This is a genomic window from Pseudomonas sp. NFACC46-3 (assembly GCF_900114515.1).
GTDB classification, from domain to species: domain Bacteria; phylum Pseudomonadota; class Gammaproteobacteria; order Pseudomonadales; family Pseudomonadaceae; genus Aquipseudomonas; species Aquipseudomonas fluorescens_Q.
Map to the genome: position 1 here is coordinate 161,376 of NZ_FOTH01000001.1, position 14,012 is coordinate 175,387.

The window sequence follows — 14,012 nt, forward strand, 5'->3', positions numbered from 1 at the left end:
CAGGCGCCAGCCCAGCCGATAACCCTATCAATAATAGCTCCCAGACCTCCGGGCTCTGCCAGTTGCATAGGGTAATGATCAATGGGTTTGCCGCTGAATCGCCTGCTAGTGTGGGGCGTCCTGATGTTCCTCACTGCAAGTGTTTGTGCGGCAGAGGCGCCGCTGCGCATCGTGACCGAGGAACTACCGCCCTACAACATGACGCAGAACGGCCGAATGACCGGCATGAGCACCGAGGTGGTCCAAGCCGTGCTCAAGGAGGTCGGCATGGACGCGCCTATCCATTCCATGCCGTGGGCCCGGGCCTACGAACTGGCGCTCAATGAAAGCAACGTGTTGATCTACTCGATCGTCCGCACGCCTGCACGCGAATCGCTTTTCCAGTGGGTCGGCAGCATCGGCCCGACGCAGTGGTACATCTACTCGCTGGCGGACCGGCCGGTGAAACTCGACTCGCTGGCCGATGCCCATGGGCACCAGATCGCCACGGTCAATCAGGACGTGGGTGAGCAATACCTGGTATCGAAGGGTTTTCGCATCGGCGAAGAACTGCAGTCGAGCACCAAGTACGAACACAACTACCGCAAGCTCAAGGTCGATCACGTGGAGCTGTGGATTTCCAATGAGCTCAACGCGCTGTACCTGACGCGCCAGAATGGCGAAGACCCGGACAAGTTGCTGATCCGTTCGCTGGCGCTGCCCGAGCTAAGCAGCGCCGACGGCTTGAGCATGGCGTTCAGCCGCAATACGCCTGCCGATACGGTGGCGAAATTCCGTGCGGGCCTGGAGACCATCCGACGCAATGGCGTCTACGATGCCATCCTGCGCAAATGGTTATGACATGGATGCCAATTTTCGTACGGCCTCCTCACAACCACAGACCAAGGCGTTCAGCTCCCTGGGACGCCGCCTGGTACTGGCAACGCTGTTGTTCTGCCTGCTTTTTACCCTGGTGATGGTCACCTGGCGTACCTGGATGGCCTGGGAAAACAACCTGGCGGAAATGAATTCGGAGCTGGCCCTGATCGACCAAGTGTTCCAGAACACCCTGGCCCATGCCATTTGGGAACTGGACCGTGAATCCCTCGACCAGCAAATCGCCAGCGTCGCCATGGCAGCACCCGTGGGACGCCTGGTGCTGAACATCCTGCGCCCCGGGCAAGCGCCTGAAGTCATCGAACTCAATCGATACCCCGTCGCTCAATCGGGCGTGGTGCCGGTGCTGCATCGCCAACTCATCGCGCAGCCCTACGCCGGGGCCCATGAAAAGGTCGGCGAGCTGACCATCGAAGGCGACAATAACCTGCTGTGGGAGCGCCTCTGGGGCGAAGCACGCAGCATCGTCATCACCCAGCTCATCCAGTCCCTGCTGCTGGCCGGGTTGATCATGACCGTGTTCAACCGCCTGGTGACCGTGCATGTGGTGCACATCGCCCGGCACCTGGGCGAACTGGCGCCGCAAACCCTCAAGCGTCACCTCAAGCTGCAACGGGCGGTGCGGCGCCAAGACGAGCTGAGCCTGCTCGAACGCCAGGTGAATACCCTCCAGGACAACCTGCGCGCCCATTTGGAGCGCCAGCATTCAGACGAACTGGCGCTTGCCGCCAGCCGCGACCAAATGGCCGAACTGGTCGAGGCGCGCACCGCAGAATTGAAGGCGGCCAACCAGGCCCTCGAAGCACTGTCACGTCACGATGATTTGACGGGGCTGGCCAACCGTCGCTATTTCGACGAGTTGAAGGAGATCGAGTTTCGCCGGGCGATCCGCCACAAGACCCCGCTGGCGGTGCTCATGTGCGATGTCGATTTCTTCAAGATCTACAACGACACCTACGGCCACATGCAGGGCGACTTGTGCTTGAAAGAGATCGCCGAGACCCTGCGCAGCGTGTTCGGCCGTTCTGGCGAACTGACTGCGCGCGTGGGCGGCGAAGAGTTCGTCGTGGTCCTGCCCAACATCGACGCCGCCCAGGCCTGCGAGGCCGCCCAACGTTTGCGTGCAAGCCTGGCGGAACGTGAACTGCCCCACAGCGGCTCCAAGGTATCGCCGTTTGTCACCGTAAGCATCGGCGTCGCCGAGCTGGACCCGGAGACCATGGACCATTTCGATCAACTGCTGCAACGCGCCGACCAGGCGCTGTACCGGGCCAAACATAAAGGGCGCGATTGCATCGCCCTGTGAACCATCACGTGCCATGAGGTCTGTATATGCACTATCGCCTAATGCTCTGCTCGTGCCTGCTACTCACCTCGATCAGCCTGCAAAGCCACGCCGAGGCGATCGAAGTCGTGACCGAAGATTCGCTCTATGCCTACCAGCGTGACGACAAGGTCGTCGGGCCGGGCATTCGCATCGCCGAACAAACGCTGAAAAACGCGCAGTTCACCGACTACAGCCTGTCGCTGTACCCGTGGGCCCGGGCCTACGAAAAGGCGCTGCACGAGCCTAACGTATTGATTTTCCCGCTGGACCGCACCCCGGCCCGCGAGCAATTGTTCAAATGGGTCGGTGAAATACATCGGGTGGCGAGCCGGCTCTACAAGATGCGCGACAGTGAAGGCATCGCCGTCAACAACCTCGAGGATGCCAAGCAGTACAGCATTGGTGTGGTGCGAAATGACGCCAAGCAGATTTACCTGCAACAGCGTGGGTTTACCCGGCTGGTCATCTCGGCCAACAACCACGACAACTTTCAAAAGCTGCTGAATCACCAGATCCAACTGCTGCCGATGCCGGAGAACACCGCGCGCCTGATGAGCAAGGATGCCCAAGTGGATTTCACTTCCCTGCAAGAGGTCTATACCCTCGACGAGCAACCCCACAGGGTCCACCTGGCGTTCAGCCTGAGCACACCTGACGAAGTCGTCGCCAGGGCCCAGCGCGCTTTCGAGCAGCTCAAGGCTTCCGGTGAAGTAGCGCGGATCATGAACGAACAGCGGTAGACTCTGGGGGATCACATCACAAGCAAACGATGAGGTATGTCCCGATGAGCCAAGCGTCCTACGTTCCGCCCAAGGTCTGGAAAAACGACGCCCCGTCTGGCGGCCAGTTCGCCAGCATCAACCGCCCTATCGCCGGGCCGACTCACGAAAAAACCTTGCCGATTGGCAAACACCCGTTGCAGCTGTATTCCCTGGCCACGCCCAATGGCGTGAAGGTGACCATCCTGCTGGAGGAACTGCTGGCGTTGGGTCATACGGGTGCGGAATACGACGCCTGGCTGATCAGCATCAGCGAAGGTGACCAGTTCTCCAGCGGTTTTGTCGAGGTCAACCCCAACTCCAAGATCCCGGCCCTGCTGGACCGCAGCGTGGAACCCGCCATTCGGGTCTTCGAATCCGGCTCGATCCTGCTGTACCTGGCGGAAAAATTCGGCGCCTTCCTGCCCACCGATCCGGCGGGCCGCACCGAAACACTGAACTGGCTGTTCTGGCAGATGGGCTCTGCCCCGTACCTGGGTGGCGGCTTCGGACATTTCTACGCCTATGCGCCGGAGAAACTCGAATACCCGATCAATCGCTTCACCATGGAGGCCAAGCGTCAACTCGACGTGCTGGATCGCCGCCTCGGCGAAAGCCAATACCTGGGAGGCGATGACTACACCATTGCCGACATCGCGGTCTGGCCCTGGTATGGCCAACTGGTGCGCAACAACGTGTACGGCGCCGCCGAATTCCTGAGTGCTCACGAATACACCCATGTGCAGCGCTGGGCAGAGGCGATTGCCAAACGACCGGCCGTCCTGCGCGGGCAGCGTGTCAACCGCACGTGGGGTGACGAAGCGAGCCAGGTGCCGGAGCGGCATGAGGCTGCGGATCTGGGCTAAGGGCCAATCGCCACACCTGACGCGCTCAAGCCGGCAGCGTCAGGCCCCGGTCGCTGAAATACCGGCTCAACGTTGCCGCAGACGCTTGGGGATCCGCCAGGGCGACGTAGGTGTCGGGACGCAGCAGATAGGCGGCGTCCCGACACAGCCCGGCTTTATGATGCTCATCCTGCCAGGTAAACGTGTGCAGAGGGATCCGCTGCTGGCTGCTCCAGGCTCTCAGGTCCGCCCGGGCCTCGCCGTAGACGTGCACCTGCCAGCCGATGGAGGCGAGCGGTTCGTAGTTATCGGCGCCCGGCACCGGTACCCAGGGCAAACGGTCACCGCCCAGTACGTCACCGGCCTTGCCGGCACTCAACGGGCTCTCGTGATAATTCAAGGTGGTTTGGGACACTATCCGGAACAGGTACTCACGCACGTTCTCGCTTTTGTAGGCAACACTCGCAAAAAGCGGTGCGATGCGCGTGCGCACGAAGTCGGCAAAATTGCCTTGGGCGGTTGCAAAGGTGAACAGCCGGTCCGTCGTTTCCACAAGCTTTTGCGCAAACGCCTGGCGTTCGGCCTGATAGCTGTCGAGTAATGCATCTGGCGCCTGTCCCTTCACGACCGCCGCCAGTTTCCAAGCCAGATTGATCGCGTCGAGGATGCCTGTGTTCATGCCTTGTCCACCGGCCGGGCTGTGGACGTGCGCAGCGTCTCCCAGCAAAAACGCCCTGCCCCAGCGGAACTGATCCGTGACGCGATGATGGACCCGGTAGGTGGAAAACCAATTCACGCCATTGATCCTGATGTTCAGACCGTTGATCGCGTCATGGCCAACGTCCTCGAACGTCAGCGTCTCTGGACGTTCCGCGCGCTCGTCGCGAACCGTACCGATCAGGCGATATTGGCCAGTTTCGCCATAGAAAAACGCCAACACGAATTCGGATTTATCAAAAGCGATATGGGCCTCATCCGCAGGCTCGAAACCGCTGGCAGACACGTCCGCCACATAGAACAGCTGCTTATAGGTGCCGCCCTCGAAGCCGCTTCCCACCTGATGACGCACGAGCGAGCGCGCGCCATCGCAGCCTGCGAGGAAAGCAGTCGTCAGCACTTCTTCGCGGCCATCGGCGTGCTTCAAGCGCGCGATAACGTAGTCGCCACGGTCCTCGAAGGACAGCAGTTCGGTCTGCCGCTCGACTTCGAGGCCCAGGGACTGAAGCTGTTCGACCAACAACCGCTCATGACGATCCTGGGGGTATATGAGGACAAAAGGATAAGGCGATACATCCCCGCCAGCCTCCACCAGAGGAATCCGCGCCTTGCGTTTGCCCCGGGCCCACATGTTCATGGCCGGGGTCTTGTACCCCGCTTCGATAACCGCATCGGCCATGCCGAGCTGGCGATACAGCTCAAGTGTGCGGGCCTGGACGGCCATGGCACGCGAGGTTTCCCCCGGCCCACTGCTCTTGTCGACGATCCTGACAACAAGCCCCTGCCGGGTGAGCCACAAAGCCAGGACCAATCCCGTAGGGCCGGCTCCCACAATGAGAATGTCCGTTTGCGCCATGTTCATGCCTCTGGAGAAGTGATGACTCTGGAGGCACTTAATGATGGTCGAGGAAGGCCGAATGTCAACGAACGAGCGGCGTGCGAGCTGACTGCTGGGGTTCTGTGATCACTGTGGCTACTGTGGGAGCGGGCTTGCTCACGAAGGCGTCATGACCGTCAACATCGAATTCGCCTGACACACCCAGTCCGATGACCATGAAAAAAGCCAATGCGCCAGTCAGCAAAGGCAGGGAGGTTCAAGGCTCTGCCCTTGCCCAACGGCTTCATTGCCTCGCCTGCTACGCAATACAACACAGCGACCAAGTCTGGGTTTGCAAACCGTCGTGGAATCCAAGTGCGCCTGATTTGCGTGCAGTGCTGCTGAGTCAATTGTCTTACTTTTTTTATAGTGTTTTCTTAGGTTTCGCCGATCCAACGGCATCTGCTGCGGCTTTGCCCGAACCCTACTTCGCCCACCGATGCTACCAACTATCCCCGGCCATTAATCTTGCATGGCTTATCCGAATATTTTTCAACGCCTGGGCGTGCAATTGGGAAACGCGTGACTTCGAAACACCCATGAGTTCACTGATCTCGGTAAAACTTAAATGCTGGTGATAGTGAGCTTGGATAACCCGCTGTTCGTTCGCCGAAAGAAGCTTCACGCACGCCTCCAGCGTGTCGCTCTCACGCTCAACTTCGTAGAGGCTTAGGGGGTTATTGTCCTTGGGTTCCGGATCAACGATCCCAGATTCCAAAAACAGCCCGAACGCCAAGCCAATAGCGACGTTCGCCACCTGCTCCAGATCGGACTCCGCTCGCCCCTCCTCTTGCATGCCGGAAAGACTCTCCAACCGCTCTCGGTAATAGCGCCGTCGATCACTTACGTAACAGGACAAGCCCTTGAGAACGCTACCTCTCACATAAGGTTCGGCATAGGACTGGAAACGCGTGCCCAACCCCGGATTAAACCGGTCAATGGCCTGCAGAAGACCAATCGAGGCCAGGTTCACATAATCCCCCCACTCAGCCAACGGATGCGGGTAGCGAGAATACAAAAGCCCGGCAATCATCCGAAGCCACTGGCCATAAAAAAAGAACAACCGACTCCTGGCCGCCTCTGTTTTGCTGTCCAGCCAGTCGCGCCACAACGCTTGCTCGTCATCGCCTTCATTGCTGGGCTCATCCGTCACCATGGAAGGCTGCACCTTTGCCCTAGCCGAGATTGCGCATCAACGTCTGGGCAATCAGGCCCCAACCGTCGATCAACAGAAACAGCATGATCTTCAATGGCAAAGAAATCGTGATCGGGGGCACCATGATCATCCCCAGCGACATCAGGATTGACGCCACCACCAAGTCGATGATCAAGAACGGCAGGAAGATCATGAAGCCGATCTGAAAAGCCAGTTTCAGCTCGCTCAACATGAATGCCGGCACCAGCTTCACCGGGGACAGCCCTTCCGGTGCTTGTGGCAGCGGATCCTTGGCCAATTCATAAATCAGTCGCAAATCCTCTTCATGGGTCTGCCTGATCATGAAATCGCGGATCGGCACCCAACCTTGCAACGCGGCACCGTCAAGCCCTACTTTGTTCGCTAGGAATGGCTTGATGCCTGCGTCATAGGCTTTTTCCAAGGTTGGAGCCATGGCAAACAACGTCAAGAACATCGACAGGACGATCAACACGATATTCGGCGGCGTCTGCTGCAACCCCAATGCCTGCCTGGTCAACGACAACACCACAATGTTGCGCGTGAACGTGGTCAGGGAAATGACCAAAAACGGCAGGAACGACAGCGCCGTCAATAAGGCCACAACGCTGACCGGCGATTGAATCTGATTGATGTGCAAACTTCCCCATTCAGAGAAGTCATCCGCGGCTGCCGCGAAGGGTGCAAAGCCACTGAGTATCAGGAACAGCAAGCGGCGAGTCATATCGAATACTTCAAGGGCAGACATCCAACGCAGAGGATGAGGGTTGTTCTGGCAAGAGGGTCACGGTCGCTCCATTTGAAGATTCAGTGACCAGGACCTGAGACGTTTCGGTCTTGAGCAGATACACCTTGGTCTTGGTAGACAATCGCACAGCGCGTACACAATGCAACTCGGTCAGATCCGCTAAAGGTTTGCCGGTGCCCACTTGACGTCGCGCGTACCAACGCATCACGCCGTAGACCACGGCCAATAAAACAGCCGTAATCAGCATCACTTTGATCATCAACACAAACGACAGCGGATCATCCTGCCGTAACGCTAATCCAAGCGGTTGGGCTACGGTTTCAGACGTCACAGTATTTCCGTCAACTGAATGCCAAAGTTGTCATCGACTGCCACCAGATTGCCCCGGGCAACCGGTTTACCGTCCAGGCACAGCGACGCCGGTTCATGGACCTGCTCCAACAGCTTGACCACGTCGCCAGCCTTCAGCGCGAACAACTCATCCACGCTCATGGAGGCGTGACCGAGCTGCACCACCAATTCCACGACCACATGCTTGATCAAATTCATGTCTCGCTTGATCAGCGGTGACTGCCCGTCGTTGGCCGCCATCCGGGCTTCTTCCAGCTCAATTGCATCTACCGTTGCCGTCACACCAACACTCCTGATTCATTCATGGGAAATCAACTGCACGGCGACTTGACCTTGCTGCTTAGCCAAGTAGCCACTCGCGATCGCTGGGCCTTCGGCCAGCTGTAGCGAGACCGGATCGGCCAGCAATGCACTGGCCCGTAAGGTGTCCCCAGGACGCAAGTCCTGCATCTCACCGATGGAGAGGCTTGCCAAGGGGATACGCACCGACAACTTCACCCGAGCGTTACCCAAGGCGTGCTTACGCTCAACCAACGGCGTGCGCGCAACGGGCTTCTCAAGCGCAGCATTGAACAATGCCGCATCCAGCGACAGATGCAGCGTCGATTGACCGACGCGCAGTTGCAGCAATACCTGGGCACCGAGTAAACCCCAGGACGGCCGGCGTGACTCAGCGGTTAAATGGGAGACGCCGCTTTGCCCGAGGACCTCAAGCACATCATTGATCAGCGCCAATTGTGCTTCGCGTACCAGATGGCTCGCGGTTTCGTCCTCGGGCGCGTCATGCATGAAAGGACCAAAGATCATCGAAGCCCCATCACCTGCCAGGCTGATTGAGCCATTGACAGATTTGGCGCTCTGCCAAGCCAGTGCCGATGCCCACTCACTTGAATCATCCAGGGCCGAACAGCTCACTTCGCAGGTGTGGTGTGCATCCGGCATACACCACTGCTCATACCAGTGCCTGGCCACGGCCGGTAATCGCTCGCAGGCCATGCGCAGACGAGTCGTGCCGACAAATCCCAACATTCTCATTGGTCAGCCCCCTCTCGTTCCGTTGTACAACTGCTCCAGCATTTCATTGGAGACCGTCATCACCCTTGAGCTGGCCTGATACCCGCGCTGAATAATCAGAATGTCTCCGAACTCCTGGGCCAGATCGACATTGGACAATTCCAGGTAACCACCCTGGACACGCCCAAACTGCTTCTCCCCCGCACGGCCGAACTCGGCCTTCATGGAAGAAGGCGCGTGGTAGAGCGAATTGGCGCCCGCGATCAAGGCACTTTCATCCGCGAAATCCGCCAGCGCCAATTGGCTGCCATCACGTTTCTCGCCGTTGGCGTAGGTGAATTTGAGGATGCCCTTCTCATCGAATGCGAAGCTATTCAGGCCGGCGACTGCGCTACCGTCGACCACACGCGCACCCAGTGTATGGCTCGGTCCGCTGGCGACCTGGGAGGCCAAGTTGAAGCTACCCGGTGTTCCGAAATCCAGCACGATGCTCTGGACCTTGCCATTAACCGTCAACGGGACCGACAACGTGTTGAAACCGGTAGCGGGGCTGCCATCGATACCGAAGGCGATGGTGCCGGTCTGCAACTGAACGCCGCTCGCGTCGGAAACCGTGACACTCCAGCTATTGGCGGGCGTCGTTTTCGGTTCGAACTTTACGCTCAGGGTATGGCTCGCACCGGTCGAGTCGAACACCTGGATCGCGTTGATCTGATGGGTCGCCTCCGTAGTACCGGTGCGAGCCAAGGCCCCCACCATCTCGACTCGAGTGGTCGCCTGCGGCGGCAAGGTGCGCTGCCCCTGGATATTGATATCGCGCAGATTCCCGGACGAGTCGATACCCGCAATGCGTTGCTGGCTGATGGTATCGACCAGATAGCCGTCCTTATCCACCTCGAATTGCCCTGCGCGGGTGTATGACAGCGCGCCCTGCTCATCGCGCAGAACAAAATAACCGGCACCATTGATCGCCACGTTGGTGTTATTACCGGTCTGGCGATTCTCACCCGGCTTGATACGGACTTGGGTACCGGCGATGCCTGAACCAAAACTCTGGCCATCCTGCCCGTTAACGGCGCGGTAAAAAGTATCGCTGCCCCTGTAGCCGGGCGTGTTCATGTTCGACACGTTGTTGGAGACGTTATCCAAGCCTTTGGCGAAGGAAAACAGGCCACTCATTCCATTAAAGAAAGCTTGCAGCATCACGCCCCCTGCCTGACCAGTTTGATTTGTGACAGCCGCACGTCAGTGAGGACCGTACCGTCGGTTCGTTTGACTGACAGCACCGGCCCGGTCGACGAAAACGCAATCGCCGTCACTGAGCCAATCGCCGTTCCCCCCGTGGTGATGCTGACTTCAACTTGGCGCCCCAGCAGGCCCAGGGACTGCGAAGTGGCATTCATGGACACTAGGTTGTCGGTGTTTTCGTTGGTGATCCGGGTTTGCTCAAGGTTGGCGAACTGCGCCATCTGCGCCAGGAACTCACGATTGTTGATCGGCTCCAGCGGATCTTGAAATGTCAACTCGGTCAAAAACAACTTGATGAAATCTTCCTGCCCCAGACGGCTCTGGGCCAACTCCGACGTGGTGGAACTCAGCTCATTACCGATCGCTTCAACGGCCATCGTGTTCACCTATGTAATCGTTCGAAAGAGGCGATGCGCGCCAGACCTGCTGACCGTTGAGCCAGATCTGCTGCGGGCGTTCAGACATCGATGAGGCCCGGCGAGCGAGCTCTTCTATCAGCTCATCGCGTTCTTGCGCGGTGAGCCGGTAGTCACGTACCAACAACTCAACACCTTTACCTCGAGGCAGGAACTGAAAATGTCGATCCGGCCATTTCCCATTCAAATAGCTCAACAGCGGCTGACCGGTGGAGTCCTCTGTGCCCTGCTGCTCGATGGTAACGGGCTCGATCCGGGGTCTATCGGAGCCTTGTGCCAGGACAGCACCGGGCACGGAGGAAATCGCCGAGGTCGTCGACAAAGCGCTGGAAGGGGCTGAATAGGCTTGCTCAGTGTCGATTGAAGCAACGCTGTGCACTCCCGGCTCCGCCAGGAATGTATCGGGCAGATAAGACAGGTGATGCCCGGCGTGCGCACCCAGCGCATACAGCTCAAGCGCCTCGGCAGTCATGGACGTTGACGCGCCGATGGAACGCAATAGCACAACCCGCGCCAGATCCGCGTCAGCAATGGCGGAGTGCACCAGTCGCTCTTCTGACATCACCTGAGGGTTGCGCTGCTGACCTGTGCTCTCGTTTGAGGCGGGTGATTGATCATACAGGCCTATTTTTCGCTCGAAGTCCTTGGCCTGTGTGTCACGAGCGGGAGGACGTTGCTGATCCGCCGCCATGGTCCACAACGATGCCCCTACTTTAACGGCCATGTCCCATCCCCTGAGCTTGCTGTGCATCAAAAATGTCGATGGCTTCGTATTCGCGCGCCGCTTTATCCAGCAGCACCTGCAGTCGATCCTTGGCCTTGTCGATCAGGTCTTCGTTCACTTTGCACTTGAGCAGCTGTGACATGGCCGAATGCGACAGGCTTCGCGCCTCGATGACGGGCTGATGCGCGGCTTCAAGTCGCTGAAAAGCGGCTGTCTGCGCCAATAGGCGTTGTTCGTGCTGGGAGGGATCGAGCGTGGCGCCAATGCATCCCGACGCTTCATGGTGCGCCTGGACGCTGTCGTAGCGTACCTGCTCCACCCTCAACCGATGCTCGGCTTGGGCCAACTCACGGAGACTGCGGTTGTAGGCGAGCTGCGCCCTTTCCCGCTGTATGGCACGCAAACGAGAGGCCGCATTCAACTGCCGCGACTTGCGCCACTCATCTTGCATCGTTCACCCCCTTGCCCAGCCGCTGGAACAACTGATGAACCGTTTGCCAGGTGCTTGATGCGGAGAAATGTTCTTGCGGGGTTTGCTGCAACAACGCATCGAACTCGGGCTTCAAGTCGATCATGGTGTCCAGCAGCGGCTGTGAGCCCTTTTCATAGGCGCCCAGTTCGATCAGGTCCACGCTGTTCTGATAATTGCCGAGGGCTGACCGCAGGCGCTCGACTTGGGTTTTGCGCTCTTGGGTATGCAGGGCGCCCACCAATCGACTGATGCTATGCAACACATCGATGGCCGGCCAATGCCCACGGGCAGCCACACTGCGACTCAAGACAATATGCCCGTCGAGAATGGCACGCATATGGTCAGCCACGGGTTCATTCATGTCGTCACCCTCGACCAGTACCGTATAGACCCCCGTAATGGAGCCTTGCCCATACAACGCCCCAGCGCGCTCCATCAGCGGCGGTAACAGGGCAAATACCGAAGGTGTATAGCCTCGGCTCCCCATGGGCTCGCCCGTTGAAAGACCAATTTCGCGCTGAGCCAGGGCAAAACGGGTGATCGAGTCCATGATCAGCAGCACATGCTTGCCTTGGGCCCGGAACCATTCGGCGATTGTCGTCGCCGTGTAGGCTGCCTGGCGTCGCAGAACCGCCGGTTGCTCGGCCGCCGCAGCGATCACCACAGCCTTTTTCAAACCCTCCGGCCCCAGGCTGTCGCGAATGAAATCCCCTACCTCGCGACCACGCTCGCCGATCAAGGCGATCACGATCACATCGGCTTCTGCATATTTGCTCATCATGCCCAGCAAGGTGCTTTTGCCCACGCCACTGCCGGCAAAAATACCCATCCGCTGGCCGCGCCCAAGCGGTGTGAAGACATCGACGGCTTTCACTCCGGTGAGCAGCGTGGTGTCGATCGGCGAACGGTGCAAAGGATTGATCGGCGCCACGAACCGCGGCATCCGCGTCAGCCCTTCAGGGGCCGGCAAATCATCCAGGGGGTTGCAGGTCGCATCCAGGACACGTCCCAACAGACTGGCCCCCACGGGAACCGTGTAAGGGGTTCCACGGGCATGGACTTCGCTGGCCAGGCATAAACCATCCACCGGGCCATAAGGCATCAACAGGGTAGATTCACTGCGCAAGCCAACCACCTCAGCCGCGATGGCTTCGCCACCGCGAGCCGGGTGGATGTCGACCAACTCACCCAGCCGGACATCCAGGCCGGTGGCGTGCAGCACCATGCCCTGAATCGAACTCAAACGGCCCATCCGCCGACAGAGTCGGGCCTGGGTAAGCTGCGTCAACAGTCGATGCTCAAGCCCCTGCCACACGGCCATCTCCCCCGTTCAACACGGCTGCGACATTGGCCAGTTGCGTCTGCACACCGACATCCAATTGACCGCCGTCGAAGTCGATCAGGCAGCTACCTGGAGAGGCCTGCGGATCGACCTGGAACGACGCCAATAGTGCGTCATCCGGCGCCAGCCGAAGCAACGTTTCGTAATCGCCACGGGCAACACGAATCCGCAGTGGACCGACCAGTTGATATTCTTCGATGGCCCGCCTCGCCAGGTCGGCGATTAACGGACGCGTTTCGGCATGCAGGTCTAAAAGGCGTGTTACCACCGCCAGCGCGAGCCGTCCTACCGAGGGCTCCATGGCTACCATCAACTGTTTCCGTTGCGCCCCCAAGGCTTCAATCAAGCGTGCGAGTTGAAGGCGTTCCGTTTCGAGCGCGGTACGCAAGGACGCCTCCTTCTTCAGCCACTGCTGCTCCTGATGAGCCAGGGCCTCGCTCAGTTGCGTACGGGCCTGCTTGCTGCCTTCCAATAACCCCCTCTCGAGACTCTCTCGCTCTATTTCCGCGAGCTCCAGCGCGAAGGTCTCGCGCAACGCCTGCTTCACATCCGGTTGACGCTCTTCATTGGGCGAGGTGTTCGTCTGGACATTGGCGCCAAGGGTTGGCAGTCGTCGAGTCCCCAGGCTCTGGGAAGGTTGACGCAACACCGTCGACGACAGGGGCGGCTTAGGCGTGCTCATCGCCTGCCTCCTGGACATCCAGCCGGGTCTTTAAACTATTCATCAGTGCCGGAGGCAGGATCTGCTTGGCAAATTTGCCATCCCATCGACGAATCTCACTGCTGTTGGCCAGGCCACCCAACACTTCACGGCGTGCAGTGGATGTCTCCAACTGAAGGACCAACGCGCTCCAAAACGGATGTGTCGCTTTCGAAAGCCTGGCCTTGATGGGGGCAGTGTCGAGCGTCGTGCGGGCTGCCGCTGGCGCTACTGCCAACTCGCTCATCAGGGCCGCGACAACGGAAGGATCGTTGCTCAATCCCAGAAGATTGATTTCTTCCAACAGCACCTCAACCTGGCGCCGCTCCTCAGGTTCCAGTCGCGCCAGAATCCACTCACGGTCTTCGGCATGAGAACAGGCAAGGCGAATAGCCGCTTTACGAAGCGCTGAGAATTCCATGA

Annotated in this window: 17 protein-coding genes; 4 read left to right on the top strand and 13 right to left on the bottom strand. The window is 59.0% G+C overall.

The window, feature by feature from the left end:
• Positions 1-81: 81 nt before the first annotated feature.
• From BM300_RS00745 to yghU, 4 genes are read left to right on the top strand one after another with little or no spacing between them, the layout of a single operon-like run.
• Positions 82-840: a substrate-binding periplasmic protein gene (locus BM300_RS00745; RefSeq protein WP_092141951.1), complete on the top strand. Its 759-nt coding sequence runs from the start codon at positions 82-84 to the stop codon at positions 838-840.
• 1 nt (position 841) lies between these two features.
• Complete coding sequence (locus tag BM300_RS00750; protein ID WP_063321642.1) at positions 842-2,182, top strand: diguanylate cyclase; 1,341 nt, start codon at positions 842-844, stop codon at positions 2,180-2,182.
• A gap of 26 nt (positions 2,183-2,208) precedes the next feature.
• The gene (locus tag BM300_RS00755; RefSeq protein ID WP_092221833.1) at positions 2,209-2,943 is read left to right on the top strand and encodes a substrate-binding periplasmic protein; all 735 of its coding nucleotides are present in this window, start codon (positions 2,209-2,211) and stop codon (positions 2,941-2,943) included.
• Positions 2,944-2,987: 44 nt separating this feature from the next.
• Entirely contained in the window at positions 2,988-3,827 is an 840-nt protein-coding gene (gene yghU, locus BM300_RS00760) for a glutathione-dependent disulfide-bond oxidoreductase (RefSeq protein WP_092461660.1), read from the top strand.
• A 25-nt stretch (positions 3,828-3,852) separates the two neighbouring features.
• Here yghU and BM300_RS00765 read toward each other — a convergent pair whose 3' ends face one another.
• The 13 genes from BM300_RS00765 to BM300_RS00825 all read right to left on the bottom strand — a co-directional run bounded on the left by BM300_RS00765 (position 3,853) and on the right by BM300_RS00825 (position 14,010).
• Positions 3,853-5,379 (bottom strand): FAD-dependent monooxygenase, encoded by a 1,527-nt coding sequence (locus BM300_RS00765; RefSeq protein WP_092461662.1) that lies wholly within the window; start codon positions 5,377-5,379, stop codon positions 3,853-3,855.
• Positions 5,380-5,842: 463 nt separating this feature from the next.
• The gene (locus BM300_RS00770; RefSeq protein ID WP_092141966.1) at positions 5,843-6,556 is read right to left on the bottom strand and encodes a sigma-70 family RNA polymerase sigma factor; all 714 of its coding nucleotides are present in this window, start codon (positions 6,554-6,556) and stop codon (positions 5,843-5,845) included.
• 19 nt (positions 6,557-6,575) lie between these two features.
• Positions 6,576-7,298 (bottom strand): flagellar type III secretion system pore protein FliP, encoded by a 723-nt coding sequence (fliP, locus tag BM300_RS00775; protein ID WP_170861992.1) that lies wholly within the window; start codon positions 7,296-7,298, stop codon positions 6,576-6,578.
• Between the two features lie 10 nt (positions 7,299-7,308).
• Positions 7,309-7,653: a hypothetical protein gene (locus BM300_RS00780; protein WP_092461665.1), complete on the bottom strand. Its 345-nt coding sequence runs from the start codon at positions 7,651-7,653 to the stop codon at positions 7,309-7,311.
• Positions 7,650-7,955 carry a FliM/FliN family flagellar motor switch protein gene (locus tag BM300_RS00785; RefSeq protein ID WP_072338974.1) on the bottom strand — a complete coding sequence of 102 codons (306 nt, stop codon included), beginning with the start codon at positions 7,953-7,955 and terminating at the stop codon, positions 7,650-7,652. The genes BM300_RS00780 and BM300_RS00785 overlap by 4 nt, the downstream gene beginning before the upstream one ends.
• Before the next feature lie 15 nt (positions 7,956-7,970).
• Complete coding sequence (locus BM300_RS00790; protein ID WP_256575766.1) at positions 7,971-8,708, bottom strand: FliM/FliN family flagellar motor switch protein; 738 nt, start codon at positions 8,706-8,708, stop codon at positions 7,971-7,973.
• Between the two features lie 3 nt (positions 8,709-8,711).
• Positions 8,712-9,890 (bottom strand): flagellar basal-body rod protein FlgF, encoded by a 1,179-nt coding sequence (gene flgF, locus BM300_RS00795; protein WP_092461669.1) that lies wholly within the window; start codon positions 9,888-9,890, stop codon positions 8,712-8,714.
• Positions 9,890-10,312: a flagellar hook assembly protein FlgD gene (locus BM300_RS00800; RefSeq protein ID WP_013693099.1), complete on the bottom strand. Its 423-nt coding sequence runs from the start codon at positions 10,310-10,312 to the stop codon at positions 9,890-9,892. The genes flgF and BM300_RS00800 overlap by 1 nt, the downstream gene beginning before the upstream one ends.
• Complete coding sequence (locus BM300_RS00805) at positions 10,302-11,075, bottom strand: hypothetical protein (RefSeq protein ID WP_256575767.1); 774 nt, start codon at positions 11,073-11,075, stop codon at positions 10,302-10,304. The genes BM300_RS00800 and BM300_RS00805 overlap by 11 nt, the downstream gene beginning before the upstream one ends.
• Positions 11,065-11,526, bottom strand: coding sequence for a hypothetical protein (locus tag BM300_RS00810; protein WP_092461671.1), 462 nt, complete (start codon positions 11,524-11,526; stop codon positions 11,065-11,067). Before BM300_RS00810 ends, BM300_RS00805 begins: the two co-directional genes overlap by 11 nt.
• Positions 11,516-12,868 (bottom strand): FliI/YscN family ATPase, encoded by a 1,353-nt coding sequence (locus tag BM300_RS00815; protein ID WP_092461673.1) that lies wholly within the window; start codon positions 12,866-12,868, stop codon positions 11,516-11,518. Before BM300_RS00815 ends, BM300_RS00810 begins: the two co-directional genes overlap by 11 nt.
• Positions 12,846-13,571 carry a FliH/SctL family protein gene (locus BM300_RS00820; protein ID WP_092461675.1) on the bottom strand — a complete coding sequence of 242 codons (726 nt, stop codon included), beginning with the start codon at positions 13,569-13,571 and terminating at the stop codon, positions 12,846-12,848. Before BM300_RS00820 ends, BM300_RS00815 begins: the two co-directional genes overlap by 23 nt.
• Positions 13,558-14,010, bottom strand: coding sequence for a hypothetical protein (locus BM300_RS00825; RefSeq protein ID WP_092461676.1), 453 nt, complete (start codon positions 14,008-14,010; stop codon positions 13,558-13,560). The genes BM300_RS00820 and BM300_RS00825 overlap by 14 nt, the downstream gene beginning before the upstream one ends.
• Between the last annotated feature and the right edge of the window lie 2 nt (positions 14,011-14,012).

Bases quoted from the DNA above. Each gene is read 5' to 3' on its own strand.
- BM300_RS00745 (WP_092141951.1), top strand. From the start codon at position 82: ATGGGTTTGCCGCTGAATCGCCTGCTAGTGTGGGGCGTCCTGATGTTC.
- BM300_RS00750 (WP_063321642.1), top strand. From the start codon at position 842: ATGGATGCCAATTTTCGTACGGCCTCCTCACAACCACAGACCAAGGCG.
- BM300_RS00755 (WP_092221833.1), top strand. From the start codon at position 2,209: ATGCACTATCGCCTAATGCTCTGCTCGTGCCTGCTACTCACCTCGATC.
- yghU (WP_092461660.1), top strand. From the start codon at position 2,988: ATGAGCCAAGCGTCCTACGTTCCGCCCAAGGTCTGGAAAAACGACGCC.
- BM300_RS00765 (WP_092461662.1), bottom strand. From the start codon at position 5,379: ATGGCGCAAACGGACATTCTCATTGTGGGAGCCGGCCCTACGGGATTG.
- BM300_RS00770 (WP_092141966.1), bottom strand. From the start codon at position 6,556: ATGGTGACGGATGAGCCCAGCAATGAAGGCGATGACGAGCAAGCGTTG.
- fliP (WP_170861992.1), bottom strand. From the start codon at position 7,298: ATGACTCGCCGCTTGCTGTTCCTGATACTCAGTGGCTTTGCACCCTTC.
- BM300_RS00790 (WP_256575766.1), bottom strand. From the start codon at position 8,708: ATGAGAATGTTGGGATTTGTCGGCACGACTCGTCTGCGCATGGCCTGC.
- flgF (WP_092461669.1), bottom strand. From the start codon at position 9,890: ATGCTGCAAGCTTTCTTTAATGGAATGAGTGGCCTGTTTTCCTTCGCC.
- BM300_RS00800 (WP_013693099.1), bottom strand. From the start codon at position 10,312: ATGGCCGTTGAAGCGATCGGTAATGAGCTGAGTTCCACCACGTCGGAG.
- BM300_RS00805 (WP_256575767.1), bottom strand. From the start codon at position 11,075: ATGGCCGTTAAAGTAGGGGCATCGTTGTGGACCATGGCGGCGGATCAG.
- BM300_RS00810 (WP_092461671.1), bottom strand. From the start codon at position 11,526: ATGCAAGATGAGTGGCGCAAGTCGCGGCAGTTGAATGCGGCCTCTCGT.
- BM300_RS00815 (WP_092461673.1), bottom strand. From the start codon at position 12,868: ATGGCCGTGTGGCAGGGGCTTGAGCATCGACTGTTGACGCAGCTTACC.
- BM300_RS00820 (WP_092461675.1), bottom strand. From the start codon at position 13,571: ATGAGCACGCCTAAGCCGCCCCTGTCGTCGACGGTGTTGCGTCAACCT.
- BM300_RS00825 (WP_092461676.1), bottom strand. From the start codon at position 14,010: ATGGAATTCTCAGCGCTTCGTAAAGCGGCTATTCGCCTTGCCTGTTCT.